This is a genomic window from Kitasatospora sp. MAA19 (assembly GCF_029894125.1).
Taxonomy (GTDB): domain Bacteria; phylum Actinomycetota; class Actinomycetes; order Streptomycetales; family Streptomycetaceae; genus Kitasatospora.
The window spans coordinates 22074-47169 of record NZ_JARXYZ010000013.1 but is presented as its reverse complement, the minus strand read 5'-3'; the positions used below and the strand labels follow the sequence as shown (position 1 = coordinate 47169).

The 25096-nt window shown below is 72.6% G+C and carries 27 protein-coding genes; 14 read left to right on the top strand and 13 right to left on the bottom strand.

What is annotated here, in order from left to right; genetic code table 11:
* Positions 1-226 precede the first annotated feature (226 nt).
* Positions 227-877, top strand: a complete 651-nt coding sequence (locus P3T27_RS20815; protein ID WP_280680595.1) for a hypothetical protein — start codon at positions 227-229, stop codon at positions 875-877.
* A 102-nt stretch (positions 878-979) separates the two neighbouring features.
* On the opposite strand, the gene P3T27_RS20810 is transcribed toward P3T27_RS20815, so the two are convergent.
* From P3T27_RS20810 to P3T27_RS20795, 4 genes are all read right to left on the bottom strand, one after another.
* Complete coding sequence (locus P3T27_RS20810) at positions 980-1705, bottom strand: DUF4097 family beta strand repeat-containing protein (protein ID WP_280680594.1); 726 nt, start codon at positions 1703-1705, stop codon at positions 980-982.
* Positions 1706-2021: 316 nt separating this feature from the next.
* On the bottom strand, positions 2022-2324 hold the full coding sequence (locus tag P3T27_RS20805) for a cytochrome P450 (protein WP_280680593.1): 303 nt from the start codon (positions 2322-2324) through the stop codon (positions 2022-2024).
* Positions 2325-2438: 114 nt separating this feature from the next.
* Positions 2439-2975, bottom strand: a complete 537-nt coding sequence (locus P3T27_RS20800) for a GNAT family N-acetyltransferase (protein WP_280680592.1) — start codon at positions 2973-2975, stop codon at positions 2439-2441.
* 199 nt (positions 2976-3174) lie between these two features.
* A complete protein-coding gene (locus P3T27_RS20795; protein ID WP_348534118.1) occupies positions 3175-4005 on the bottom strand; it encodes an SAM-dependent methyltransferase in 831 nt (276 codons plus the stop codon).
* Between the two features lie 288 nt (positions 4006-4293).
* On the opposite strand from P3T27_RS20795, the gene P3T27_RS20790 reads away from it, so the two are divergent.
* From P3T27_RS20790 to P3T27_RS20765, 6 genes are all read left to right on the top strand, one after another.
* Positions 4294-4650 (top strand): PRC-barrel domain-containing protein, encoded by a 357-nt coding sequence (locus tag P3T27_RS20790; RefSeq protein WP_280680591.1) that lies wholly within the window; start codon positions 4294-4296, stop codon positions 4648-4650.
* A 170-nt stretch (positions 4651-4820) separates the two neighbouring features.
* Positions 4821-5087, top strand: a complete 267-nt coding sequence (locus tag P3T27_RS20785) for a metal-sensitive transcriptional regulator (protein ID WP_280680590.1) — start codon at positions 4821-4823, stop codon at positions 5085-5087.
* A gap of 369 nt (positions 5088-5456) precedes the next feature.
* Positions 5457-6890, top strand: a complete 1434-nt coding sequence (locus P3T27_RS20780; RefSeq protein ID WP_280680589.1) for an endonuclease/exonuclease/phosphatase family protein — start codon at positions 5457-5459, stop codon at positions 6888-6890.
* 14 nt (positions 6891-6904) lie between these two features.
* Complete coding sequence (locus P3T27_RS20775; RefSeq protein ID WP_280680588.1) at positions 6905-8887, top strand: phospholipase C, phosphocholine-specific; 1983 nt, start codon at positions 6905-6907, stop codon at positions 8885-8887.
* Positions 8888-8978: 91 nt separating this feature from the next.
* The gene (locus P3T27_RS20770; protein ID WP_280680587.1) at positions 8979-9452 is read left to right on the top strand and encodes a VOC family protein; all 474 of its coding nucleotides are present in this window, start codon (positions 8979-8981) and stop codon (positions 9450-9452) included.
* Positions 9453-9456: 4 nt separating this feature from the next.
* Positions 9457-9906, top strand: coding sequence for an SRPBCC domain-containing protein (locus tag P3T27_RS20765; RefSeq protein ID WP_280680586.1), 450 nt, complete (start codon positions 9457-9459; stop codon positions 9904-9906).
* A gap of 101 nt (positions 9907-10007) precedes the next feature.
* On the opposite strand, the gene P3T27_RS20760 is transcribed toward P3T27_RS20765, so the two are convergent.
* The 3 genes from P3T27_RS20760 to P3T27_RS20750 form a co-directional block, all read right to left on the bottom strand.
* Positions 10008-11267 (bottom strand): aromatic acid exporter family protein, encoded by a 1260-nt coding sequence (locus tag P3T27_RS20760; RefSeq protein ID WP_280680585.1) that lies wholly within the window; start codon positions 11265-11267, stop codon positions 10008-10010.
* Between the two features lie 99 nt (positions 11268-11366).
* Positions 11367-12104, bottom strand: coding sequence for a polyprenol monophosphomannose synthase (locus P3T27_RS20755; RefSeq protein ID WP_280680584.1), 738 nt, complete (start codon positions 12102-12104; stop codon positions 11367-11369).
* A gap of 206 nt (positions 12105-12310) precedes the next feature.
* The gene (locus tag P3T27_RS20750) at positions 12311-13804 is read right to left on the bottom strand and encodes a N,N-dimethylformamidase beta subunit family domain-containing protein (protein WP_280680833.1); all 1494 of its coding nucleotides are present in this window, start codon (positions 13802-13804) and stop codon (positions 12311-12313) included.
* 418 nt (positions 13805-14222) lie between these two features.
* Here P3T27_RS20750 and P3T27_RS20745 point away from each other — a divergent pair, with 418 nt between their 5' ends.
* Positions 14223-16103: an amino acid transporter gene (locus P3T27_RS20745; protein ID WP_280680829.1), complete on the top strand. Its 1881-nt coding sequence runs from the start codon at positions 14223-14225 to the stop codon at positions 16101-16103.
* Positions 16104-16206: 103 nt separating this feature from the next.
* Here the strand turns inward: P3T27_RS20745 and P3T27_RS20740 are convergent, their stop codons facing one another.
* Both P3T27_RS20740 and P3T27_RS20735 read right to left on the bottom strand, forming a co-directional pair.
* Positions 16207-16476: a GlsB/YeaQ/YmgE family stress response membrane protein gene (locus P3T27_RS20740; protein WP_280680583.1), complete on the bottom strand. Its 270-nt coding sequence runs from the start codon at positions 16474-16476 to the stop codon at positions 16207-16209.
* Between the two features lie 139 nt (positions 16477-16615).
* Complete coding sequence (locus P3T27_RS20735; RefSeq protein ID WP_280680582.1) at positions 16616-17326, bottom strand: TetR/AcrR family transcriptional regulator C-terminal domain-containing protein; 711 nt, start codon at positions 17324-17326, stop codon at positions 16616-16618.
* Between the two features lie 112 nt (positions 17327-17438).
* Here P3T27_RS20735 and P3T27_RS20730 point away from each other — a divergent pair, with 112 nt between their 5' ends.
* Entirely contained in the window at positions 17439-18638 is a 1200-nt protein-coding gene (locus tag P3T27_RS20730) for an FAD-dependent monooxygenase (protein ID WP_280680581.1), read from the top strand.
* Here the strand turns inward: P3T27_RS20730 and P3T27_RS20725 are convergent.
* Entirely contained in the window at positions 18622-18825 is a 204-nt protein-coding gene (locus P3T27_RS20725; RefSeq protein WP_280680580.1) for a hypothetical protein, read from the bottom strand. The genes P3T27_RS20730 and P3T27_RS20725 overlap by 17 nt on opposite strands.
* A 646-nt stretch (positions 18826-19471) precedes the next feature.
* Between P3T27_RS20725 and P3T27_RS20720 the strand changes: the two genes are divergently transcribed.
* A complete protein-coding gene (locus tag P3T27_RS20720; RefSeq protein WP_280680579.1) occupies positions 19472-20101 on the top strand; it encodes a CBS domain-containing protein in 630 nt (209 codons plus the stop codon).
* Between the two features lie 148 nt (positions 20102-20249).
* Positions 20250-20900 carry a beta-glucanase gene (locus P3T27_RS20715; protein WP_280680578.1) on the top strand — a complete coding sequence of 217 codons (651 nt, stop codon included), beginning with the start codon at positions 20250-20252 and terminating at the stop codon, positions 20898-20900.
* A 9-nt stretch (positions 20901-20909) separates the two neighbouring features.
* Here P3T27_RS20715 and P3T27_RS20710 read toward each other — a convergent pair whose 3' ends face one another.
* Complete coding sequence (locus P3T27_RS20710) at positions 20910-21281, bottom strand: hypothetical protein (RefSeq protein ID WP_280680577.1); 372 nt, start codon at positions 21279-21281, stop codon at positions 20910-20912.
* 156 nt (positions 21282-21437) lie between these two features.
* Between P3T27_RS20710 and P3T27_RS20705 the strand changes: the two genes are divergently transcribed.
* Positions 21438-21764 (top strand): SHOCT domain-containing protein, encoded by a 327-nt coding sequence (locus tag P3T27_RS20705; RefSeq protein WP_280680576.1) that lies wholly within the window; start codon positions 21438-21440, stop codon positions 21762-21764.
* 81 nt (positions 21765-21845) lie between these two features.
* On the opposite strand, the gene P3T27_RS20700 is transcribed toward P3T27_RS20705, so the two are convergent.
* The gene (locus P3T27_RS20700; RefSeq protein ID WP_280680575.1) at positions 21846-22754 is read right to left on the bottom strand and encodes a helix-turn-helix transcriptional regulator; all 909 of its coding nucleotides are present in this window, start codon (positions 22752-22754) and stop codon (positions 21846-21848) included.
* Positions 22755-22926: 172 nt separating this feature from the next.
* Between P3T27_RS20700 and P3T27_RS20695 the strand changes: the two genes are divergently transcribed.
* On the top strand, positions 22927-23907 hold the full coding sequence (locus P3T27_RS20695) for an aldo/keto reductase (protein WP_280680574.1): 981 nt from the start codon (positions 22927-22929) through the stop codon (positions 23905-23907).
* A 153-nt stretch (positions 23908-24060) separates the two neighbouring features.
* Here the strand turns inward: P3T27_RS20695 and P3T27_RS20690 are convergent, their stop codons facing one another.
* Positions 24061-24471, bottom strand: a complete 411-nt coding sequence (locus P3T27_RS20690) for an organic hydroperoxide resistance protein (protein WP_280680573.1) — start codon at positions 24469-24471, stop codon at positions 24061-24063.
* 117 nt (positions 24472-24588) lie between these two features.
* Between P3T27_RS20690 and P3T27_RS20685 the strand changes: the two genes are divergently transcribed.
* Positions 24589-25062 carry a MarR family transcriptional regulator gene (locus P3T27_RS20685; protein ID WP_280680572.1) on the top strand — a complete coding sequence of 158 codons (474 nt, stop codon included), beginning with the start codon at positions 24589-24591 and terminating at the stop codon, positions 25060-25062.
* The last annotated feature ends 34 nt before the right edge of the window (positions 25063-25096 follow it).

Genomic DNA, 25096 nt, shown 5'->3' with positions numbered 1-25096 from the left:
GGCTTGACCGAACCGGCCCGGCCTGGCTGACCCGGCCCGGCCGTGCGGTCGGCCCGGGTCGTGCCCGCGTGCCCGCCTCGCGCCGTCCGAGGCGGTAGCAGCCCTGGGCAACCGTCAAACTCCGGCCATATATCGAGGATCTGAATTCCAGCCTGCCCGAAAACGACCTCCGAACTGGTGTATCAGCGAGTAGTCTGCCGATGACTCAGAATGAGGAGGGGTGTTCGTGGAAACGAAGGACACGGCAGGCGAGGTGCGGATTCTCCAGCCGTTGCCCGGGCGCACGGCCGACGGATCGCAGGCGTTCGACCTGCGGTTGACACGTTTGCTCCGCCTGCTCGGGGTCGACGCCGCGCACGGGCCGGACTTTCCGAGTGCGGCCCGGTGGGAGGTCCACAAGGCGCTCTCCGGGCGCACCGAACTGCCCGAGGAGTACTTCGAGGCACTGCTGGAGGCGGCGGTCTACGACCCCAACCCGAGCTTCAACCGGCGCTTCGTCGAGCCCGCCCTGCTCGCCTTCGGCCAGCGCCGGGTGCGGCTGACCCTGCTCGGCTACCTGCACACCGGCACCGACGCGGAACGGGCCGGCGCCGCCCGGGCCTGGTACTGGACGTCCCTGTCGGTCGGGGACGGCCGCAACACGGCCGCCGCCGACGAGGGGTCGATCGTCCGGGACGCCTGGTACGAGGCCGCGCTGCGCGAGTTCGTCGCCAACGAGGACCTGGACGTCCGGCGCTGCATCCTCCCCGGGCTGCCCCTCGTGCCGCGCGCCTACCCGCCGCAACTGCACGACCTGGTGGAGGCCGCGGTGGCCATCGCGCGCTCGCACCCCGACGAGTACATCCGTCACCGCGCCGAGATCCAGGTCGGCCTCTGACCGCCCCCGGCCCCGCCACACCCCGGCGGGGCCGGGAAAGCGCGGACCCCGGTCGGCGGGCCGTGGGACGAACGCGTCGGGGCCTCCTGGCGGCGGATCAGGTCAGCCCGTCTTGACGGTGATCTCGCCGATGTTCGTCCCGAGGTCCAGCCGGTACTTCCCGTTCGGGTCGCTCTGGACGCCGATGTGCTTCTCGCCCAGGTCGGTCGAGGCGGTGACGTGGTAGGAGGAGGTCGGCACGGTCACGTTGATCTCGCCGTTCGAGGTCTTCGCCGTGATGTTCTGGGCCTTGCCGGGGGTGAGCTTGATCCCGCCGTTGTCGGTCTTGGCGCTGACCCGGTCGCCCTTGAGCGAGGTGCCCTTGATCTCGCCGTTGTCGGTGCGCACGTCGACCGGCCCGGCCACGTCGTCGAGCGTGATGTCGCCGGAACTGGTGTGCACCGAGACCTCGCCGACCTGCGAGAGCTTGACCCCGCCCGAGGACGTCCCGCCGCTGATCGGCAGCCCCGGCGGCAGCTCGACGGTGTAGTCCACCGAGCAGTTGCGCCCGCAGCCGCTCAGCACCAGCACGCCGCCGTCCACCCGAGTGGTCGCGCCGGGCTTGCCGCTGCGGTACTCGATGTCGCGGTGGACGGCGGCCTGGGTGGCGCCGGCCTTCCCGTGGACGGTGATGTCCCCGGCGGAGGTGTCCAGCTTGATGGCGGTGATCTTGTCCGAGACGGTCGCGTCGTCGCTGAACCTGGTCCCGACCGGGTTGCAGGCGCTGAGCGCCCCGGCGGCGAGCCCGGCGACCACGAGTGCCCCTGCGTAGCGGCGGTACCTGCCCATGTTCGTCCCCCATGTCCTGCGCGTCTGCCGCGCGATGGCCCGTGCTGACCGCCCCTGTCCGGGGCCGTCCCGACGACAGTAACCGCGCGTGGTGGCCCTGGTCGGTGGTATTAACCCCCCAAAGAACGGTTCACCCGCACCCCGCGCGGCGCCGAACTCACCATCGACGGCCAGGCCTTCCTGCCCCGCGCCCGAGGGTCTTGACGTTGCGCTGTCCGCCGGGCGGGATCTCACCGCGCATGACGCGGTGCCGACGCATCGGGCGCCGCGCCGTGGTGCCGGCCGCCGCGACCCGGCACCGGCGGCGAGCGTCGTGCTACCCCCCTACGCGGACCGGAAGCCGTGTGAGGCCGCGGGTGATGAGACTGCGGCGCCACGTCCGGTCCGCACCGGGGGCGAGAGCGAGAGCTGGGAAACGGGTGAAGAGGGAGCTCAGAGCGGTCGCGGCCTGCAGCCGGGCGAGCGGCGCACCCAGGCAGTAGTGGATACCGTGGCCGAAGGCCAGATGGGGCGGCGAAGGGCGGCGGATGTCGAAGGTGTCGGGGCGGGGGAACGGGGTGGGGTCGCGGTCGGCCGCGGACAGCGCGACCATGACGGTCTCGCCACCGCCCGGGATCACGACATCCGTTTCGCCGACCCGCCAGGGTGTGGTGGTGAACCTGCGGGTCCGGCGCGATGTGGCCGCGGTCCGGCCCGGGTTGCTTGAACGGCCTCCCGCCGGGCCGGGATCCGCTCACCCCTGCCGGGCGTGCGGAGACCCGGCCGTGGCGGCCAGACGGCGGGTCAGTACGCGCGTGGTGCTGCCGTCGTCCTCGCTGATGTCCCGGACGTGCTCGAAGCCGATCCTGTCCAGCAAGGTCAGCGAGGCGTTGTTCGATGCCGCTACGGTGGCGTGCACCTCGGTCAACCCGAGAGTGCCGAAGCCGTAGGCCACGAGGGCCTGGGCCAACTCCGTACCCAGGCCCGATCCCCACGCCGCCGGGGTGAGCGCGTAGACGAGCTCGTGGCCCACGACCGCATCGGTGGGCTTGATCTCGGCATGCCCGATCAACGCACCGTCCCTGCGAACAGCCCAGACATCGAACAGGTCCTGGGCGTAGACCTTTGTGAAGATCCGCCCGAACAGGGCCCGGTCCGCCTCCTCGGAAGCAGGGCCGTCACCCATCCACCGCGACACCCTCACATCCTGGAACAGGGCCACGAAGTCCTCTTCGTCCTCGGGTACGTAGGGGGCGAGGAGCAGGCGCCGGGTGTGCAGAGTCGGGGGCATGGACGGCGACGCTACCCATCCGGCGTCACGCCCGGCAAGCCACTTTCACCGGCGCGGACCCTGCCGGGCGCAGCCCCGGCCGCCATCGCACCGGCGACACCGTCCGCGCCGGAGGAATCGCCGATCGGCGCCTATGGGCCATTGCCTGGTCGACCAGGAAATCAGTAGACCGGTCGGTATATTCCACCCGTCGGAGGCGTCAGGGCTTGCGGCCGACCGCGCCGTACATGCTGACGCGGTCGGCGCCGGGGGCGGGGGTGGTGTCGGGGCGCCAGAGAGGGACGGTGGTGACGCCGGGGTCGAGGATGTCGAGGCCGTCGAAGAAGGTGCGGACCTCGTCGCGGGTGCGGCCGACGAGGGGTGCGGCGGCCTTGTCGTAGATGCCGGTGACGCGGTCGCGGATCTCGGCGGAGATGAAGTCGGCGGTGCCGTGTGAGAGGACCAGATGGCTGCCGGAGGGGAGCGCGTCCAGCAGGGTGCCGACCGCCTGGTGCGGCTTGTCCTCGTCGCGCAGGAAGTGCAGGACGGCGGCGAGGACGAGGCCGATCGGTCGGGAGAAGTCGAGCAGCCCTTCGGCCTCGACGACGGCGAGCACGGCGGACGGTTCGCGGAGGTCGGCCCGGAGGACGGCGGTCCGCCCCGGTCCCGCGCCGGACATCAGGGCACGCGCGTGGCTGAGCACGATCGGGTCGTTGTCGACGTAGACGACCCGGGTGCCCGGGCTGGCGGCCCGGGCGATCTCGTGGGTGTTGCCGGCGGTGGGGATGCCGGTGCCGATGTCGAGGAACTGGTCGATGCCGAGATCGGCGACGCAGCGTACCGCGCGGGTGAGGAAGCCTCGATTGGCCCGCGCGGTGGAGCGAAACTCGGGGTTGGCGGCGAGTGCCTTCTCGGCTGCGGCACGGTCGGCGGGGAAGTTGTCCTTCCCGCCGAGGTAGTAGTCGTACATCCGGGCCGGGTGCGGGATGTCGGGTCGCAGGTCGGCGGGGATCCCTGGTTCGCCGGGCTCCCACATGCTCTTGTGTCCCACGGTTGCCGCCCCCATCTGCTGACGATCGGATGATCTGCTTGTGACGCCCTCGGGCGACAGCGTAAAGCGCAGGTCACGGCCCGCGTGCCGGTTGGTCGGGTCACCCCTGTATGTCCCTTTTCGGCCGGTCGACCGCCGCCCGGTCAACCTCTGGCCGTCCGTCCCGCCGTTCGTCGCGCGCCCCCGCGCGTCCCGGCGGAGGATGGGAGGTCCCGGCGGTGAACCGGTGCCGGAGGACGTTGACGGCGAATGCAGATGCCGGACGGGAGACGGGAGGTCGATGCCGTGGTGATCGCTATGGCAGACATCCGCGAGTGGCGCGGCCATCCGGTGGTCGACGAGAAGAGCCACCGCATCGGCTCGCTGGAGTCCGTCTACGTGGAGACGGCCACCGACCAGCCGTTCTTCGCCACCGTCACGGTCGGCCTGGCGGGCAGGCGACGCCTGGTGTTCGTCCCGCTCGACGGGGCGGTGGTCGGACCGGGCTACGTCCGGGTGGCCTTCCCGAAGAGCCAGGTCAAGCAGGCCCCCGCGATCGGCACCGACGATGTCCTGCCCGTCGAGGACGAACCCGCCGTGTTCGCACACTACGGGCTGCCGTACGAGACCGGCGCCGGCGGTGAGCGCCGCCTCGCCCGCCGTTGAGCCCCGCCTGCCTGCCTGTGCGACTGCCCGACTGCCCACAGGCCTGCCCGCCTGCGCGCCTGCCCGCCTGCCTGTGCGACTGCCCCAGGGCGAGCATCGCCCCGCCCTGGAATGGATACCCCACCGGGTACAGTTGTCACTCGACAGTCGATGCGAAAGGCGGCCCGGACATGCAGGTGGACGAGGAGTCGGTCGGCGCGGTCCTGAACCGGCTGCGCCGCGCCCAGGGTCAGTTGGCCGGGGTGATCGCGATGATCGAGGCGGGGCGTGACTGCAAGGACGTGGTCACCCAGCTCGCCGCCGTGTCGCGCGCCCTCGACCGGGCCGGGTTCAAGATCGTGGCCAGTGGCATGCGCCAGTGCATGGCCGCCGCCGACGAGGACGCCGCGCCGATGAGCGAGGCCGAGCTGGAGAAGCTGTTCCTCGCTCTGGCCTGACCGTCGGGCAGCAGGGCAGCAGGGCAGCAGGGCCGCAAGGCGGCAGGGCAGTAGCGCAGCAAGGCAGTGCGGAAGCACGACGGTAGGGCAGCAGCAGGGCAGCACCAGGGCCGCGGCGGATCTCCGCCGCGGCCCTTTCCGGCGTTCCGGGAGGGGGATTCCCCGCCGCCGGTCACGGAGTTCCCGAACCGCCCGATGTTCCGTCACGCGTCGTTCATGTTCCGGTCGCTGACCTTCGGATGAATGAGGGCCGCCCGAAGTTGTACAGCCAACTGCGGGGCCAACCCTCCCCAGCCTCCGTGACCAGCCGCGCGCGGACCCGGCGCCGACCCCCGGCGGACCGGGCCCCGGGCGGCGGACAGGAAAACCGTGGCCGCAGGCAGCGCCCTGACCCTCACCTCCTCCGCCAACCCCACCGAAGGCGACCGGCTCACCTTCCACTGGAGCACCGAAGCCCCCGACGACAAGAACTGGGTCGGCATCTACGACGGCGACCGCCGTCCCGGCACCGGCTCCTCTCTCCTCTGGAAGTACACCCCCGCCGCCTCCGGCGATCTCCAGCTCGACACCTCGGCGCTGACCGGCGGCCCGTACACCGCTTACCTGCTCGCCAAGGACGGCTACGGCATCCTCGCCCAGAGCGCCCCGTTCAGCTTCCGCGCCAAGCCCGCCGTCGTCCGTCCGCACAGCGCCGTGGACGCCGTCACCACCACCCCCGTCGCCCCCGGCACGGCGGTGTCCGTCAAGCTCGGCGGGCTCTGGTCCCGCCCGGCGGGCAACCCGGCCGGGACGGCTGCCTTCCGCAAGGTCAGCGGGCCGTCCTGGCTGACCGTCGCCGCCGACGGGACGCTCACCGGCACCGCACCCGCGGCGGGCAAGAGCCCCGAGGTGGCCGTCGTCGGCGTCAAGGACAGTGCGGGCGCCACCGACACCGTCACCGTCCTCGTCCCCGTCGTCGATCCGGCCGCGCCGCCGCGCCTCAAGGCCGCCAGCTGGAACCTGCACAACGCGGGCGCCGGCTACACCGACGCGCTGGAGAAGCAGCTGCGCGTCGTCCTCACCCAGGGCCTGGACGTGCTCGCCCTGCAGGAGACCGCCGGCGAGCGGGCGAAGACCCTCGCCGACGCCCTGGGCTGGTACGCCTACCAGAGCCCCGGCAGCGTCGGCATCCTGAGCCGCCACCCGCTCGTCGACGTCACCCCGGTGACCGCCGACCTGCCCGCCGCCGGGGTCACCCTGCAGCTGCCCGGTGGCCGCACCGTCCGCTTCTGGGCCGCGCACCTCGACGAGGCGGACTACGGCCCGTACGCGCTCCAGGACGGTCGGACCGCCGCCCAGACGGAGACCGCCGAGACCGCTTCGCTCCGGCTGAAGCAGGCCAAGGCGCTGGTCGCCGCGGTGCGCGCGGACATCGCCCGGCACACCCCGGTGGTGCTCGCCGGCGCCCTCTCCTCGCCGTCCCACCTGGACTGGACGGCCGCCACCGCCGCCGCGCACGGCGGTGTCGGGGCGCTCAACTGGCCGGTCAGCCTCGCTCTTCAGGGCGCCGGGCTGACCGACAGCTTCCGCGAGGAGAACCGCGACCCGGTCGAGTTCCCGGGCGCCACCTGGTCGCCCACCCGCCGGCAGCGCGGCACCAAGCCCGAGCCGCAGGACCGCATCGACTACGTCCAGTACGCCGGCCCGCTGAAGCTGGTCGAGGCGCACACCCTGGTCGCCGACTGGCCGCAGCCCGAGCCGAACGACGCCGCCAACGAGTGGCCCTCCGACACCGCCGCCGCCGTCGCCACCTTCCAGCTCTGAGAGGCCAGTTCACGATGCCCGAGCTCTCCCGCCGCACCTTCGTCGGCGCCACCGCGGCCGTCGGCGCCACCGCCCTGACCGGCCTGGCCGCAGGCCCCGCCGAGGCCGCCTCCGCCGACGCCGCCCCCGGCCGGCTCACCGGCACCATCAAGGACGTCAAGCACGTCGTCGTGCTGATGCAGGAGAACCGCAGTTTCGACCACTACTTCGGTACGCTCAGCGGCGTCCGCGGCTTCGGCGACAAGCAGGCGCTCCAGTTCCCGGACGGCGCCGACGTGTTCCGCCAGCCGGACAGCCGCCGCAGCGACGGCGGCGCCATGCTGCCGTACCGGATGGACACCTCGAAGTACAACGCGCAGAACGCCGGGGGTCTGGCCCACGACTGGGCGACCGGCCACCAGGCGATCAACAACGGTGCGATGAACAAGTGGATCGCCGCCAAGGGCGAGCGCACCATGGGCTACTTCACCCGGGACGACATCCCCTACCAGTACGCCCTGGCCGACGCGTTCACCCTGTGCGACGCCTACTTCACCTCCCTCGCCGGGCCGACCGACCCCAACCGCCTCTACCTGTGGACCGGCACCTCCGGCCCCGGCCGCGACGGCACCACCGGGCCCTGGATCGACAACACCCCGGTCACCGACAACCCCGTCGCGGACTGGACCACCTACGCCGAGCGCCTGGAGCAGGCCGGCGTCAGCTGGCGGGTCTACCACAACCCCAGCAAGGACGACCGCACCGGCGACTACGACGACAACGCCCTCTCCTACTTCAAGCAGTTCCACAACTTCCCGCCCACCGACCCGCGTTACATCAACGCGATGACGAAGTTCGACCCGACCGACTTCGACCGCCACTGCAAGGACGGCACCCTGCCGACCATCTCCTGGCTGGTCGCCCCGTACCTGTTCTCCGAGCACCCGGACGCCGGCCCGGCGTACGGGGCGCACTGGGTCAACCAGGTGCTCCAGTCGCTGATGTCCAACCCGGAGGTGTGGCAGCACACCGTCTTCCTGGTCATGTACGACGAGAACGACGGCTACTTCGACCACATGGTCCCGCCCACCCCCGAGCCCGGCACCCCCGAGGAGTTCACCCAGGGCCGCGCCATCGGCCTCGGCAACCGCGTCCCACTCTGGGTCGTCTCGCCCTGGTCGCGCGGCGGTTGGGTCAACTCCCAGGTCTTCGACCACACCTCGGTGCTGCGCTTCATGGAGCTGGTCACCGGCGTCGCCGAGCCCAACATCTCGGCCTGGCGCCGGGCCGTCTGCGGCGACCTCACCAGCTGCTTCGACTTCGCCGCGCCGACCACGTCGATCCCGTCGCTGCCCGACACCACCGCCCTGATGGCCAAGGCCGACGCGGGCGCCAAACTGCCCGGCGTCGCCCTCCCGGCCGTCGGCGCCCAGTCGATGCCCGTCCAGGAACGGGGCGAGCGCCCGCACCGCCCGCTGCCCTACCAGCCGTGGGCCGACGTGGACGTGGACCGCAAGACCGGGAAGGTCGTCTGCACCCTGAGCAACGACGGTTCGGTGGCCTTTCCGTACACCGTCTACCCCAACATCGCGTTCCCGTTCGCGGGCACCCCGTACACCGTCGCCCCCGGCTCCACCGCCCAGTACGTCTGGGACGCCGCCGCCACCAACGGCCGCTACGACTTCACCGTCCACGGCCCGGACGGCTTCGTGCGCCGCTTCGCCGGCACCGTGGTGCGTGACGGCCGGGACGGCCAGAACGACGTCGCCGTACCGATCGTCACCGCCGACCTGCGCGGCAGCCGGCTGACCCTCCAGCTCGTCAACGACGGCCTGACCGACCTCGCCTTCACGGCCGCCCCCAACGACTTCGCGGGCACCGCGCAGACCGTCTGGGTCCGCCCCGGCAAGCAGGTCAACCTGGCCTGGCCGCTGGACAAGCAGGGCCGCTACGACGTCGTCGTCACCGCCCACACCGGTCGCCGCTTCACCCAGCGCTACGCGGGCTGGGTCCACTAGCGCCCCCGGGCCGCGGCCCGGGGGCGCCGATCCGGTGACCCCCGGCCGTGGCTCGGCGGCCCGGGCGGCGCCCGGGGCTACCGTCGGGCGCATGCAGAAAATCAGCACCTTCCTCTGGTTCGACGACCAGGCCGAAGAGGCCGCCGCCTTCTACACCTCACTGTTCCCCAACTCCCGCATCACCCAGGTCAACCGCTACGGCGAGGCCGGTCCCGGCGCCGCCGGCTCGGTGATGACGGTGGTCTTCGAGCTCGCCGGCCGGCCGTACGTGGCGCTCAACGGCGGCCCCGAGTTCACCTTCTCCGAGGCGATCTCGCTCCAGGTGGACTGCGCCGACCAGCAGGAGGTCGACGAACTCTGGGCCAAGCTCACCGCCGACGGCGGCCAGGAGGGCCCGTGCGGCTGGCTCAAGGACCGCTACGGCCTCTCCTGGCAGATCGTGCCGCGCGTGCTCAACGAGCTGATCACCGACCCGGACCGGGCCAAGGCCGACCGGGTGACCGCAGCGATGCTGCGGATGCAGAAGATTGACGTCCGGCAGCTGCTCGACGCGGCCAGGGGCTGAGGCCATGGCCGCGCCCGCCGTCCGCAGCACGCTCTACCTCCGTGCCACCCCCGCGCGGGTCTGGCACGCCCTCACCAACGCCGACGAGTCCGGCCTCTACTGGGGGCACCGCAACGTCTCCACCTGGTTGCCCGGCGCGCCCTGGGAGCACCAGCGCGCCGACGGCTCCGGGATCGCCGACGTGATCGGCGTCGTCGAGGCCGCCGACCGCCCGCACCGGCTGGTCACCACCTGGGCCGGGCCGCAGGAGCGGCGCCCGGGCGGGCCCTCCCGGGTCACCTTCGAGATCCAGGGCTGGCGCGAACTCACCCGGCTCACCGTCACGCACGACGACCTCGCCGACGAGGCCGAGCGGGCGGACGCCGAGCGGGGCTGGTCGGCGGTGCTGTCCAACCTGAAGACCTACCTGGAGACCGGCCACCCGCTCCCACAGGAGCCCTGGTCGATGCCCTGACGCCGATACCCTGAGGTCGGGGCTCCGACCTCGCTGTCGAGCCGACCGCGGTGCCCTGACGCCGGCGCCGTGACGTCCGATGATCCGACCATGCGATGCGGTCAGCGCCCGGCCCCCGCCGCCGGGCGCCCCCGCCTCGGCCGGGCCCGGCGCCGCCGCTCGCCACGGACGAACCGGCGCACTCCGGCGAACCGCGAGAACCGCTCCCGGCTCTCCACCGAGGCCCGGTCCAGCTCCTCCATCAGGCGCCGGCTGCGGTGCTCCAGGTCCAGCTCGTCCAGGATCCGGTCCACCTCGGCCAGTATCGAACCGTGCAGCTGCCACGCTTCCGGGTGCTCCCGCACCTGCTGGAGCAGAGCCTGGGCGACGTTCTCCCGGCAGGTCCAGGCCGCGGCCAGCTCGGCGGTCAGCCGCCGCTCCGCCTCCTCGGCGTTGCGGCTCACCTGGGTGGTCACCAGCACCGCGAAGCTGACCATGGCCCCGCCGACGTGCGCCAGCAGTTCTTCCAGGCCCACCGCGACGTCCGCCGGGAACAGCCGCTCGCCGGGCCCGCGCCGCTTGGCGAGGTCGGTCAGCGAGCGGGCCAGCACCCGGATCACCACCACGCAGATCTCCAGGGTGTCCAGCCCGGTGCGCAGTACCAGCCGGGACAGCAGCCCCTCGCTGATCCGCGGATTGAGCCGCAGGCTGTCCTCCGCCTGGCGCAGCGCCGCGTCCACGTCGACGATGGCCTGGTCGAGCCGGCGGGCCTCGTGCAGCCGCTCGGCGGCCCGGGCGACCGGGGTCGGCCCGTCCAACTCCTCGGCGATGTCCAGCAGCAGGTGGCGGGCCCGCCGGGCGAGGTCCTCGATCGACTCCCCGGCGGTGTCCACCCAGACCGGTGGCGCGAACACCAGGTTGAACAGCAGGCCGACGGCGGCGCCGATCAGCGTCTCCAGCACCCGGTCCCAGGCCTGCGAGGCGAGCCCGGAGACGCCCAGGATCAGCATCGCGCTGATCGCGACCTCCTGGACGAACTCCTCGACCCGGACGAACCGGCCGACGACCAGCGAGGCCAGGATGATCAGCCCGAGGCTCCACCAGGAGAGCCCCACCACGGCGCTGAAGCCGGTCGCGATCAGCACGCCGACCACCACCGAGTTGACCCGGCGGATGCTGGTCTTGAGCGTCGAGTAGACGGTGACCTGCACCACCAGCAGCGCGGTGAGCGGAGCCGTCAGCGGGACCGGCTCATTGCTGAGCCGGGTGGCCGCCGCGTACGAGATGGTGGCGGCCACGGTGGCCCGCACGGTCTGGACGACGAAGGGTTCTCGGGTGCCACGGCGGATCAGGGCCGTGAGTGACTCCGGGAGAAGGGCCATGTCGCCCTTCTTTCCCCGCAGCCGCCGTTCACACCGCCGGACGGCCCGACGGGCACCCGTATGCCGGTTCCGGGCGGAGGAACCGCCACCCGTCGTGCGTTACGCGTCGTGGCGGTTCAGCCGCAGCTTCCAGGGCGCCAGCGCGGACTCGACCTGCACCCCGATGCTCATCTTCGAGGCGCCCTCGATCCGCTCCTCGAAGCGGATCGGCACCTCGCGGATCGTCAGGCCGCGCTTGACGACCCGGTAGTTCATCTCGACCTGGAACGAGTAGCCGCTGCTCTGCACGGTCGGCAGGTCGATGGCCCGCAGGGTGCTCGCCCGCCAGGCCTTGAAACCGGCGGTGGCGTCCCGGACGCCCAGGCCGAGGATGGTGTTGACGTAGAGGTTGGCCCAGGCGGAGAGGGCCTTGCGGTGCCACGGCCACTCCGCGGCGGTCGACCCGCCGGGCACGTAGCGGGAGCCGAGCACGACGGCGGTGGCGTCGTCGGCCAGGGCCTGCACCATCGCGGGTATCGCCGAGGCCGGGTGCGACAGGTCGGCGTCCATCTGCACCACGATGTCGGCGTCCTCGTCCAGGGCCCGGGCCATGCCGGCCAGGTAGGCGCGGCCGAGGCCGTTCTTCTCGGTGCGGTGCAGCACGCCGACCGTGCCGCCGGAGTCCGCGGCGAGCTTGTCCGCGATCTCGCCGGTGCCGTCCGGCGAGTTGTCGTCGACCACCAGCAGGTGCAGGTTCGGTACCGGGAGGTCTGCGAGCAGCCCCGCGAGGACCGGAAGGTTCTCCCGCTCGTTGTACGTGGGGACGACGACAACGACCTTCGGGGAGGCCTCGACCATGTTCTGTTTCCCTCGTGCCCTGTCCGGCCGGCACCCGTGCCACGCCGGACGGTTGTCCTAGACGACCTGCTGTGTAGTGAGACCGTGTGAGTGTATCGGTGCGGCAGAGCGCCCCTCGCCCCGGGCGTTCGACCCGGAGGCTGCGACCCAGGGCAACCGCCAGGGAGGCAGGACCACCTGGACCCCTGACCGAGCGACCGGGCCCGCTACGCCCCGCCGTAGACGGCCGCGAGGTTGTCCCGGGCCGGGTGGGTGCGGCCGGCCGGGCCGGCGGCGAAGGTGCGCAGCACGTTCTCGGTGACCTTGCGGACCAGGTCGCCGGCCCGGGCGTCGATCCCGTGGTCGGCGCTGCCACCGCCCGGCCCGTTCGCGTCCAGGGCCTCCACCCAGCGCATCGTCCCGGTGGCGAACACCCCGGCGCCGCTCGGCACGGTGTAGTACGCGGTGTCGGCGTGCGAGGCGCGGCCCTCGCAGACCACGGGGGAGTGCGCGATCACCTCGATCGGGCGCGGGGTGGGGAAGGCGGTGTCGACCCGGTCGTACTCGACGCCGACCAGGTGCGGGAAGGACGCCCCGACGGTGACGCCGGTGCCCTCGAACGCCCAGTGCTCGGGCGAGCCGACCACGTACGGGGCGTCCACCGGGTAACCGTCGTAGATCACGCCGAGCATCGCGCTCTCCGGGTCCGCGTTCGGGCCGGCCCGGAAGTCGGTGGTCGCCGGGGCGCCGGCCTGGTGGCCCGGGTCCTGCGCCCAGGCGTCCTTGTAGCAGACCACCGTCCGGTCCGGTCCCAGCTCCGAGGGCTCGAAGCGGACCCGGCGGAAGCAGCAGTTGGCGCCCAGGATCGCCAGGTTGGTACCGGCGTCCCGGGCCGCGACCACCCGGGCGCGCTGTTCGGGGGACCAGTACTCGTCGTGGCCGAGCGACAGGACGGCGCTCGCACCGCGCAGCAACCCGGGCTCGCGGGCCACGTCGATCCCGGTGGTGTAGGCGAGCGGCAGACCGAGCCGCTCGGCGAGCGCGACCAGCGGCGCCTCGTACACCAGGAAGAGCCCGGCGCCGTGGTCGTAGTCGTACGGCCGGTCGAAGACGACCCGGAGCGAACGGGTGGCCAGCCCGCCGGTGGGGCCGTTGTACAGGCTGTACCCGCCCCACTCGTTGTACGCCTGCCAGGTCGCGGGGGCGCTCATCACCACCGTCCTGCCCGCCGTGGCGGCGGAGCGGACGGTGAGCGGGACGTAGCGCTGGCCGGAGCCGTCCTCGGCGTCCAGGCGCAGGAGGTAGGCGCCCTCGGGCCAGCCGGCGGTGTCCACGGCGAGGGTGCGCTGCCAGCCGGTCAGCACGGTGCGGGTCACGGGGTCCACGTGCGGTGCGGGCTGCCTGCCGCCCGGGACGTGGTCGCGGCGCCAGACCAGGCGGGCGCGGGCGCCGTCGTACCAGCCGAGGCGGTACGCGGAGACGGTGAAGGCGGCGGCCGGGGTGGAGACGTGCAGGCCGAACGGCTCGCCGGGCAGCACGCTGACCCGGTCGGCGAAGCCCTCGATCGCGTCGGAGGGGCCGGGGTCGGTGATCTCCCAGCCGGGCGCGCCGGGGAGGGCGCGCTCCGCCGCCGGGCCGACGTGCTGGGCGCTGGTCGGACCGCCGGCGTCGGGGGAGGGGTGCGGGGCGGGGTTGCCGCAGGAGGTGACGGCCGCCGCCATCAGGCCCAGGCCCAGGATCCCCCGTCGGCTCGGTTCCGCCACCGCGGCCTCCCTGGTGTCCGTCGCTGTCGGATATGGGCACGTGCGTCAATTCGCGCGGACATCCTCACCCATTCCGGGGGCCGGCGGGGCCCGCCGCGCCGGACCGCTGGTACGGCGGGGCGCCGCCCGCCACCGCGGAGGGCCGTCCGGGGCACCCTGGCGTGTCCGGACGCACGGTTGCCCGGCTGCGTGGATCCGGTCCCCTAGCCTGACCAGGCCCGCCGTCCGGCGGCCTTGGGGGCCCGGAAGCCGCGCGCGGCCGGCCGACTCGTGGACAGGGGTGCACGTGGCTTTGTCGGGTTCGGCCGATCCAGGGGTGGCACCCGCGACCCGCGCCACGAGGTTCCGGGCCTGGCTGCTGGAAGGCCTGTCGGACATGGCCAAGCAGCACCCCGGCCCGCACGCGCAGGCACCGCACGTGAAGGGCCAGCGCTGGTGGCGGGTGATGTGCCTGACCGGCCTCGACTACTTCTCCACGCTCGGCTACCAGCCGGGCATCGCGGCGCTGGCCGCGGGCCTGCTGTCGCCGATCGCGACCATCGTGCTGGTGCTCGTCACCCTGTTCGGCGCGCTTCCGGTCTACCGGCGGGTCGCCCAGGAGAGCCCGCACGGCGAGGGCTCGATCGCCATGCTGGAGCGGCTGCTGTCGTTCTGGCAGGGCAAGCTGTTCGTGCTGACCCTGCTCGGCTTCGCGGCCACCGACTTCATGATCACCATCACGCTGTCCGCCGCCGACGCGACCGCGCACCTGGTGGAGAACCCGCATCTGCACAGCGTGCTGACCGGCAGGCAGGTGCTGATCACGCTGATCCTGATCGCGCTGCTCGGCGGGGTCTTCCTCAAGGGCTTCGGCGAGGCGATCGGCCTGGCCGTCGTCCTGGTCGCGGTCTACCTCGCGCTGAACGTCGTGGTGGTGGCCAACGGTCTCTGGCACGTGGCGAAGGCCCCGCACGTCGTCGGCGACTGGACCGACGCGCTCACGGCCGAACACGGCAACGCGATCGCGATGATCGGCGTCGCACTGATCGTCTTCCCGAAACTCGCGCTCGGCCTGTCCGGCTTCGAGACCGGCGTCGCCGTGATGCCGCACATCGAGGGCGACCCGGAGGACATTGAGGCGAAGCCCACCGGCCGGATCCGCGGCGCCCGCAAGCTGCTCACCACCGCGGCCGCGATCATGAGCTGCTTCCTGATCACCACCAGCCTCATCACCACCCTGCTGATCCCCGCCGACGCCTTCAAAGCAGGTGGCCAGGCCAACGGGCGGGCGCTCGCCTACCTCGCCCACGAGAACCTCGGCAACACCTTCGGGAGCATCTACGACCTGTCCACGATCGCCATCCTCTGGTTCGCCGGCGCCTCCGCCATGGCCGGACTGCTCAACCTGATGCCGCGCTACCTGCCCCGCTACGGCATGGCCCCGCACTGGGCCCGCGCGGTGCGCCCCACCGTGATCGTGCTGACCCTGATCGCCTTCCTGGTCACCTGGCTGTTCGACGCCAGCGTGGACGCCCAGGGCGGTGCGTACGCCACGGGTGTGCTGGTGCTGATCAGCTCGGCCGCCATCGCGGTCACCATCGCCGCCCACAAGGCGGGGCAGCGCCGGCGGAGGGTCGGCTTCGCGGTGATCGCCGCCGTCTTCCTCTACACCACGGCCGTGAACATCGCCGAGCGGCCGGACGGCGTCAAGATCGGCGCCTGCTTCATCGCCGGGATCATGCTGGTCTCGTTCCTCTCCCGACTCAAGCGCGCCTTCGAACTGCGCGTCACCGACGTGGTGCTGGACGACGTCGCGGAGCGGTTCGTCCGGGACTACACGTACCGCCCGCTGCGGCTGATCGCCAACGAGCCGAACAGCCGGGACCTCGCGGAGTACCGCGACAAGATCCGCCAGATCCGGACCGACAACGACATCCCGGCCGAGGACGACCTGGTGTTCGTCGAGGTCACTGTGCTCGACCCGTCCGACTTCGAGGCCGAACTGACCGTGTGCGGCGAGGTGCTGCACGACCGCTACCGGGTGCTGACGCTGCAGAGCTCCAGCGTGCCCAACGCGCTCGCCGCTCTGCTGCTGCGGGTACGGGACCTCACCGGGCACCAGCCGCACATCTACTTCGAGTGGACCGAGGGCAACCCCTTCGCCCAGTTCCTCAGGTTCTTCCTCTTCGGCCAGGGCGAGATCGCCCCCGTCACCCGCGAGGTGCTGCGCGAGGCCGAACCCGACCGCAGCCGCCGTCCGGCCGTCCACGTCGGTTGACCGGACCCGCCCCACCGGCCGGTCGTCCGCCGGTCGCCGCCCCCGCCAGGGTCCGTGCGCCGGGGCCTGGCGGAAGTGTTGCAGCCGGCCCTGACAGCGCGGGTCAGCGGTTCTGGCGTGACTTGGTCCAGGCCGGTGCGACGAAGGCCACCAGGGCGACGGCGAAGCCGAGTTGGAGGATGTGACGGATCCAGTCGATGCCCGAGGTGTGGCGGACGCCGATCCACCCGGAGACGGCGTTGCCGAGCCAGGCCCCGGCGGCGCCGAGCAGCATGGTCAGCCACCAGGGGATCGACTGCGGTCCGCGCAGGATCAGCTTGGCGAGCACGCCCAGCACGAAGCCGATGAGCAGAATCCACAGGATCTGGAACATCGCAGTCCACCTTCCGGGCGCGGCCGGAGACGCCGGTGCGCCGTATCGCCGAAGACGCGGTTCGTCCCATGATCGCCCGGATCGGCCGAACGGGCACGTCGGCGGGTGAAGAAGCAGTTTCAGCGGCCCGACCGTCGGGCTACGCGGTGCCCGTCCGGCGGTCGATCAGTGCGGCCAGGCCGTCCAGGATCCGCTCCAGGCCGAAGTCCAGCGCCTGGTCGCGCCCGCCCTCGTCGGCCATGGCGGCGGCCAGGGCGGGGTAGCGGTCGGCGTGCCGGTGCACCATCAGGCCGAAGGCGGTGAGGAGTTCGGCCTCGGGGGAGCCGTCCGGCCCGGCGGCGCGGGAGTGCTCGGCGATGCCGCGGACGTGCCCGGCGAGCAGGACGGCGGCGTCCATCCGCTCGGGGCCGGTCAGTCCGTGGCCGTCGAGGGCGGCCACCACCCGCTCCAGCCAGGAGAGTTCCTTGGGTCCGAGGACCCGGGGGCCGACGGTGGCGTCCAGCAGCCACGGGTGGCGGGCGAATGATTCTGCCAACTGGTGAGCCCAGGCAGTGAGTTGACCCCGCCAGTCGAGGGCGTCCCGGTCCTGCGGGGGTGCGCCGACGGAGGCTTCGACCATCAGCGCGACCAGCTCGGCCTTGCCGGGCACGTAGCGGTAGAGCGACATCTTGGTGAAGTCGAGCAGCCCGGCGACCTTCTGCATCGAGACCGCGCCCAGGCCCTCGGCGTCCGCGATCTCGACGCCCGCCGCCGCGATCCGCTCCAGGCTGAGGGCCGGCTTCGGCCCCCGGGTCGGCTTGGCCGCGGGGCCCCAGAGCAGCCGCACCGTGTCGTTCGCCGCCTCGCTCACATTCCGCTCCCGTCCTGGGGTTGCCTGTCCGACCCAACTGTGTCTACCGTACACAGCACCGAACAGTGTCCATCGGACACAGTTTATCGATCCTCTCGGACGGAGTGGTTCCATGAGCACCAAGGTCCTGATCTCGGGCGCGAGCATCGCCGGCCCCGCCCTGGCCCACTGGCTGGGCCGGTACGGCTTCGAGGTCACCGTGGTCGAACTCGCCCCCGCGCTGCGCGGCGGCGGCCAGAACGTCGACTTCCGCGGCCGCACCCACCTCTCCGTGCTGGAGCGGATGGGCGTCCTCGACGAACTGCGCACGCTCGACACCGGCGGCAGCCCGATGACCTTCCTGGGCGCCGACGGCCGCCGACTCCTGCACCTGCCCGCCGAGTTCGCGGGCGGCGAACTGGAGATCCCGCGCGGCGAGCTCGCCCAACTGCTGTACCGGCACAGCCTCTCCCGCGCCGAGTACGTCTTCGGCGACTCGATCACCGCCCTGGAGGAGACCCCGGGCGGCGTGCGGGTCGCCTTCCGGCACGGCGCGCCGCGCGAGTTCGACCTGGTGATCGGCGCCGACGGGTTGCACTCGAACGTCCGCCGGCTCGCCTTCGGCCCCGAGCAGCGCTACGTCCGCCACCTCGGCTACTACGCGGCCACCTGGCAGCTGCCGGGCGGCCTCGGCCTGCCGCCCGGTTCGGTCGGCCTCAACGTCCCCGGGCGGCTCGTCTCGGTCGGCGCCGACCACCGCGACCCGACCCGGGCGGGCGCCTTCTGCCTCTTCGCCTCACCCGAACTGCGCTACGACCGCCATGACGTGGAGCAGCAGAAGGCGCTGGTGCGGGACGCCTTCGCGGGCCTCGGCTGGGAGGTGCCCCGCCTGCTGGAGAGCCTGCGCGGCGCCCCCGAGCTGTACTTCGACTCGATCAGCCGCGCCGACGTCCCCACCTGGTCCAGCGGCCGGATCGCCCTGCTCGGCGACGCGGCCTGCGGCGCCACCATCGGCGGCATGGGCACCGGTACCGCCGTGGTGGCCGCGTACGTCCTGGCGGGCGAGCTGGCCCGGGCCCGCAGGGACCACCGCACCGCCTTCGCCCGGTACGAGGGGCTGCTGCGCCGCTACGCCCAGGGGTGCCAGAAGGGTGGGGACCGCACGGGCCCGTTCCTGGCGCCGCGCACCGCCACCGGCCTGCGGGTGCGCAACGGACTGTTGAACCGGCGCTGGGTCCTGGACCGGATGCTGGCGCTGGGCAAGCAGGTCTCCAGCGTCGAACTGCCGGACTACGCGAGCGAGTCGGCCGGCCGGTTCAGTGCGGCGGGCTGATCCGGGCGCCGCCGTCCAGGACCGCCTCCACCTGGACGGCCGCCCGCGCCGGGCGCTCGACGGCGAGCGTGTGGTCCGGGGCGGGCCGGTCGGCGGACCAGTCCGGGCCCTTGACGGTGAGCCGGGTGACCCGCCGACTGCCCGCCGCGAGCAGGAACTCCGTCCCCTGCGGGGAACGCCACCACACCGAGCCGACGACGTCCTGCTCGAAGCGGCTGCACGCCCGCCCCGGGCCGCCGCCGGTGCGCTGCGGGCCACGGGCGGTCGGCAGCAGGACGGCGGTCGCGGCGCTGCCCTCGCCGGTCCAGCGGTCGGCGCGCAGGCAGACCCAGGACGCCGAGCCCGCGTTCTGCGGTAGCGGCTGGACGGCGAAGGCCCACAGGTTGAGCTGCTTGACGCCGGGCGTGCCGTCCGGGACGGCACAGCCCGCGCGGCCTCGGCCCGGGCCACCGGGCGCGCCCCGGCGCCCTGCGCCGGCGATGCCGCGCCCACCGTCCGTCCCGCCAACGGGCCCTCCCCGGAAACCGTGCGTGCTGTCGTGGTGGCTGGCCCAACGCGTTGGTCATGTGATGGTTGCGCCGTCCGGGCGGGTGGCGGGTGGCGGGTCGACCGGGCCCGGTGGCGGGCCGGTCCGCGCCGGACCGGGGGACGGATGTCGGGTCCGCGTTCGGAGGGCAGGGCCCATGGTCCCGGCTGTTCAGCCCGTTGGCCCCTGGCGATCACCGCCGCCGGGGCGCGATGCTGCCGGTACCGGCCGGGACGATCCGCGCGCGGCCGGACCAGTGTCGTGGACGAGGTGAACCGGCGTGCGGCATGCCACCGTCGAATCAGTGATGACCAGCCCCGTGGTCCGGGTCGCGCCCGAGACCGGCTTCCGGGAGATCGTGGCCCTGCTGACCGAGTACGACATCACCGGGGTGCCGGTGGTGGACGCCGATGGACGGCCTCTGGGCGTCGTCTCCGAGGCCGACCTCCTGCGCACGCTGGCCGCGCAGGAGGACCCGGGCACCCTGCTGCCCGCCCCCGAGTCGGCGCCGGCCGGCCCGGGCGGCGCCGTCACCGCGGCCGACCTGATGACCACGCAGCCGGTCTGCACCACCCCCGGCACCAGCATCGTCGCGGCGGCCCGGCTGATGAGTCGGCACGGGCTGAAGCGGCTGCCGGTGCTGGACGAGGGTCGGCGGGTGATCGGCATGGTGAGCCGGGGGGACCTGCTGCGGGTGTTCCTGCGCGAGGACGTGGTGATCCGGCGGGAGATCGTCGAGGAGGTGCTCGGCCGGATCGACGGCGTGAGCCCGGCCGAGATCGGCGTCGAGGTCGACCAGGGCCGGGTGGTGCTCAGCGGCACGGTGCCGGAGGCGCACCTGGTGCCGATCGTGCTCAACCTGTGCCGTTCGGTGGACGGGGTGGTCTCGGTCACCGACCGGCTCGACGCGGGCGGGGCGGCCGCGCAGGTCGGTTGATCGGTAGATCGGCCGGTCCTACGGGCTGACCGCCGCCCGGCTCGGACCCGGACGGACCGCTTCGCATACTGCGGAACGTATCGGGTACATCACCCTGTGTGCCCGACGGGTCGGACTGTCGAGGCGCCGGAGTATTGGGGAGGCGGCCGTGGCAGTCGTGTTCGACGCGGACTTCACTTCGACCAGGCAGTGGGTCGCCGGGCGCACCAGCGCCTATCCCCGGATGGGGCCGACCAACCGGAGCGACCACAAACTCGACTACCTCGGCCGCGCCTACTGCCCGGGAGGCGTGTTCAGCGCCACCCGCCGACCCGTCGGCGGGCTCTGGACCTGCAGCCTGCTCACCACCGAGGGCAGTCCGGACGGCTTCCAGGTCCGCACCGGGGACGAGCTGTCGGCACGGGTCACGCTGCCCGTCGAGCTGGGCGCCTGGCCGGCGATCTGGACCTGGCGGGACGGTGGCAACGAGGTCGACGCCTTCGAGTACCACCCCGACCACCCGGACCTGCTGGAGATCTCCAATCACGTCCGGGGAGGGTTCCGGTACTGGCACGGCGCCGACGCGGGGATCGCGCCGGGGGCGACCTTCGGCCTGCGGGTGGTGCTCGGCGCCAACTCGGTGGACTGGTACGTCGAGGACGAGCTGGTCTACGCGGACCTGCACGGAGTCGGCCCCGGCTGGCACGCGTACCTGATCGTCAACCTGTCGGTCTCGGACGGGACGTACCACGACCGGCCGCCGCTGGGCGGGCCGGACCGGCTCAGCTGGGTCTGCCACAGCCTTCAGGTCGAGCGCTGAGCGCCCGCCTCACGGGGCGAAGGTGGCGGTGATCGGGCCGCGCGGGCCCGAGCGCTGGAACCAGACGGTCCGGCGGCGCGCGCCGATGTGCGCGGGGTGGGCCACGTACAGGTCGTCGCGCGGGGCGCGCTCGTTGCCGGGGGCCAGGGCGGCGTCCACGGCGCGGTCGGCGATCGCGTGCAGCAGGGCGGTGGCGGTGGCGTCGGCCGCGGGCGGCGCGATGGCGAGGGCGGTGAGCTCGGCCCAGAGCGCGGTGGAGACGTAGCCGATCGGGGAGTGGCCGAGCGCCGGGAGGGGGCGGCGGTCCTCGTGGCGCCGCAGCACCCCGGCCGCGACGAGCTGCTCGGGCGAGCGGTCGCCGGCCCGCGGGTGGTGGTTCATGGACGAAAACGCTACCCCGGCGGGCCTGTCGCGGAGCGCCGGAACGTTTTCTCAGGCTTCCTTCAGAGCGCTTCGGCCCGGTGGCGGCGCACGATGGTGGTGAAGCGCCGATCACCTCGGCGGGCCCCGGCTGCGGGGCCGGAGCAGGAGGTCCTGATGAGGTACTGGCACGGACACGGCCACGTCCTGAGCGGCTGGGGCATCGGGGTGATGGCGATCGGGGCGCTGCTGCTCCTGGCGCTGCTGGTGCTCGTCGTCATCGCCCTGTTCCGGTACGTGTCGCGCTCACCGCGGGCGGTGCCGCACGGTCCGGCGACTCCGGGTGCGGCGTGGCCCGGCGCGGGCGGGCCGCAGGGGCCGGTGGCCGGGCCGACGCCCGAGCAGCTGCTCGCGGAGCGGTTCGCGCGCGGCGAGATCGACGCGGAGGAGTACCGGCACAGGCTCGACACGCTCCGCTCGGTGAACGGGCCGGGTGAGGGCTGACTCGGGGTGGCGGCGGGCCCGCCGCACGGGTGGTGTGCGGCGGGCCCCGGTCGCGGGTCGGCCGGCGTGCTAGGACAGGCCCTAGGCGGAGGTGCCGGGCCGCGGAGTGGACGTGGGATGGGTCCCCGCATCGGAGTTGTCGTTCTGGTCCGTGGTCGCGGCCCAGCTGGCCAGCAGGTTCAGGGCGTCGTGTGCGGGTGTGGCGGGTTCGGCGCTGTAGGCCATGATGGTCAGTCCGGTGTCGGCGGGGAGTTCCAGGGCTTCGTAGCCGAGGGTGAGTTCGCCGACGACGGGGTGGTGGAGGCGTTTGACGCCGTTGCGGTGCCGGAGGACGTTGTGGGTGGCCCAGCGGGTGCGGAACAGGTCGCTTCGGGTGGAGAGTTCTCCGACCAGGTCGATCAGGGCCTTGTCGTGGGGGTCGCGTCCGGCTTCGGCGCGCAGGATCGCGACGGTGCCGGCAGCCATGCGTTCCCAGTCGAGGTAGTAGTCGGTGGCCGCGGGGTCCAGGAACATGAAGCGGGCCACGTTGGGCGGCCGGCGCGGGGCCGCGAGGATCGGGTTGAGCAGGGCTCTGCCGAGTTGGTTGGTGGCCAGGATGTCCAGACGGCGGTTGCGTACGTAGGCCGGGGTGGTGGACATGGCGTCCAGGATGCGCTGGATGCTGGGGCGCACGTGGGGCTTGGGGGTGCGCGGGGGCGTCCGGGTGCCGGTGTTGGCGGCGGCGGCCAGGTCGAACAGGTGGGCGCGCTCGGCCTCGTCGAGGTGAAGGGCGCGGGAGAGGGCTTCCAGGACGCTGTCGGAGACGCCGCGCGCGTGGCCGCGTTCGAGCTTGATGTAGTAGTCGGCGCTGACGCCGGCCAGTAGCGCGACCTCCTCGCGGCGCAAACCGGTCACCCGGCGGTTTCCGTTGGCAGGCAGACCGGCTTGTTCGGGGGTGATTCTGGCGCGGCGGGAGGTGAGGAAGTCGCGGAACTCGGTGCGGGCGTCCATGCCGACCACGATAGGTCCGGTTCTGCGTGCGTGAGAGGCCCTGGCAGTACCTGTAACAGCAGGAACCCCCTGGTGGGAGGCGACAAGCGGCAGTTCGTGCCACGGTGGGGCGGGAAGCCGGCCGCCTTTCGGAGCACGTGCCCGAGTCCGCATCACCGAAGAGGAGCAAGCCATGGAGTACACGCGGTTGGGAACGTCAGGGCTCACGATCAGCCGGATCGCCTTGGGCTGCATGAGCTTCGGCGACCCCGCCAAGAGGACGACCTGGGCGCTCGACGACCACGCGGCCGAGCCTGTCTTCCGGCAGGCCGTCGAGCTCGGCATCACGTTCTGGGACACCGCGAACATCTACGGCCTGGGCACCTCGGAGGAGGTCGTCGGGCGGGCGCTGCGCAAGTACACCCAGCGCGAGGACATCGTGCTGGCCACCAAGCTGTGGGCGCCGATGCACCAGGGCCCGGGCGGGGCGGGTCTGTCCCGCAAGGCCGTCATGGAGCAGATCGACGCCTCGCTGCGGCGCCTGGACACCGACTTCGTCGACCTCTACCAGATCCACCGCTTCGACCCGCAGACGCCGGTCGAGGAGACGATGGAGGCGCTGCACGATGTGGTCAAGGCGGGCAAGGCCCGCTACATCGGTGCTTCGTCGATGTGGGCCTGGCAGTTCGCCACGATGCAGCATGCCGCGCAGGCCCACGGGTGGACCCGGTTCGTCTCCATGCAGGACCAGTACAGCCTGATCCACCGCGAGGAGGAACGCGAGATGTTCGGCCTGCTCGCCCACCAGGGTGTGGGAAGCATCCCGTGGAGCCCTCTGGGCGGGGGACTGGTCACCCGGCCCTGGGGCGAACGCTCCACGCGGCGCGCGGAGATCAACCGGACAGTCGACCAGCAGGACCGGCCGATCTTCCTCGACAGCGACCGGGCCATCGTCGAGGCCGTCCAGCGCATCGCCCTGGCCCGCGGCGTGTCGATGGCGCAGGTTGCCATGGCCTGGGTGTTGAAGAACCCGGTGGTCTCCGCCCCGATCGTGGGCGCGACCAAGCCGCACCACCTCGCGGACGCCGTCGCCGCGCTCGACCTCAAGCTCACCACTGAGGAGATCGACTCCCTCGAAGAGCCCTACGTCGTGCGCCGGCCCACGTTCTTCTGACCCCGCCCCCGCCATTGGTCGCGCAGGTCGGCCGACGGCTCGTCGACCGGCGCCCCGGTCGACGAGCCGCTGCGTCGGCACGGTCAAGGGGCCCCGAGGGCCTGTCCGGCCCACGAGCTGCTCGATCCGTTCGACGTGTTCGGCTTGTCCGGCTTATTCGACGACCAGCTCGACCGGGATGTTGCCGCGGGTGGCGCGGGAGTACGGGCAGACCTCGTGGGCCTGCTTGACCAGCTGCTCGCCGGTCTCGCCCGCGAGCGCCTCGGGCAGCTCGACGCGCAGCACGACGGCGAGGCCGAAGCCGGCGCCGTCCTTGCCGATGGACACCTCGGCGGTGACCGAGATCTCGCCGGTGTCGACCCGGGCCTGGCGGCCGACCAGGCCGAGGGCGCTGGCGAAGCAGGCCGCGTAGCCGGCCGCGAACAGCTGCTCGGGGTTGGTGCCCTGGCCGTTGCCGCCGAGCGCGGGCGGCATCGCGAGCGCGAGGTCCAGCTGCCCGTCGGAGCTGACGGTACGGCCCTCCCGGCCGTTGGCGGTGGCGGCTGCGGTGTAGAGCGCGTCCATGATCCGTTCCCTTCGTGTCCTGCGGCGGCCGCCCGGGCCGCCCTCTGGAGACAAGTAGAGCACGCAATTCAATTGCGCACAACTAAGTGGCGTGAACGCGATCGGTACCATGGGGCCATGACCACGCTTCCCGGCATGGCGGACGAGGAACTGCTCCGCCTCGACCAGCAGATCTGCTTCTCGCTGAACGCGGCCTCCCGCGCCTTCGGTGGCGTCTACCGGGTGCTGCTCCGCGACCTCGGACTCACCTATCCCCAGTACCTCGTCCTGCTCGTGCTCTGGGAGGACGGCGACCTGCCCGTCAAGCGGATCGGCGAGCGCCTGCGACTGGACTCCGGCACGCTCTCCCCGCTGCTCAAGCGGCTGGAGGCGGCCGGGCTGGTGCGACGGGAGCGCAGCCCGGAGGACGAGCGGTCGGTCACCGTCAGCCTCACCGCCGAAGGCTCGGCGCTGCGCGAGCGGGCAGGGCAGGTGCCGCGCCGGCTGCTCACCGCGACCGGGCTGCCGGTGGAGGACCTGGCCGCGCTGCGCACGCTGCTGGAGCGGGTGACCGTCGCGCTGGACTCGGCGGTGGTGGAACCGGCGCCGTAGTGGTGCCACGGCGGTGCCGTAGCGGCTTTCCGGC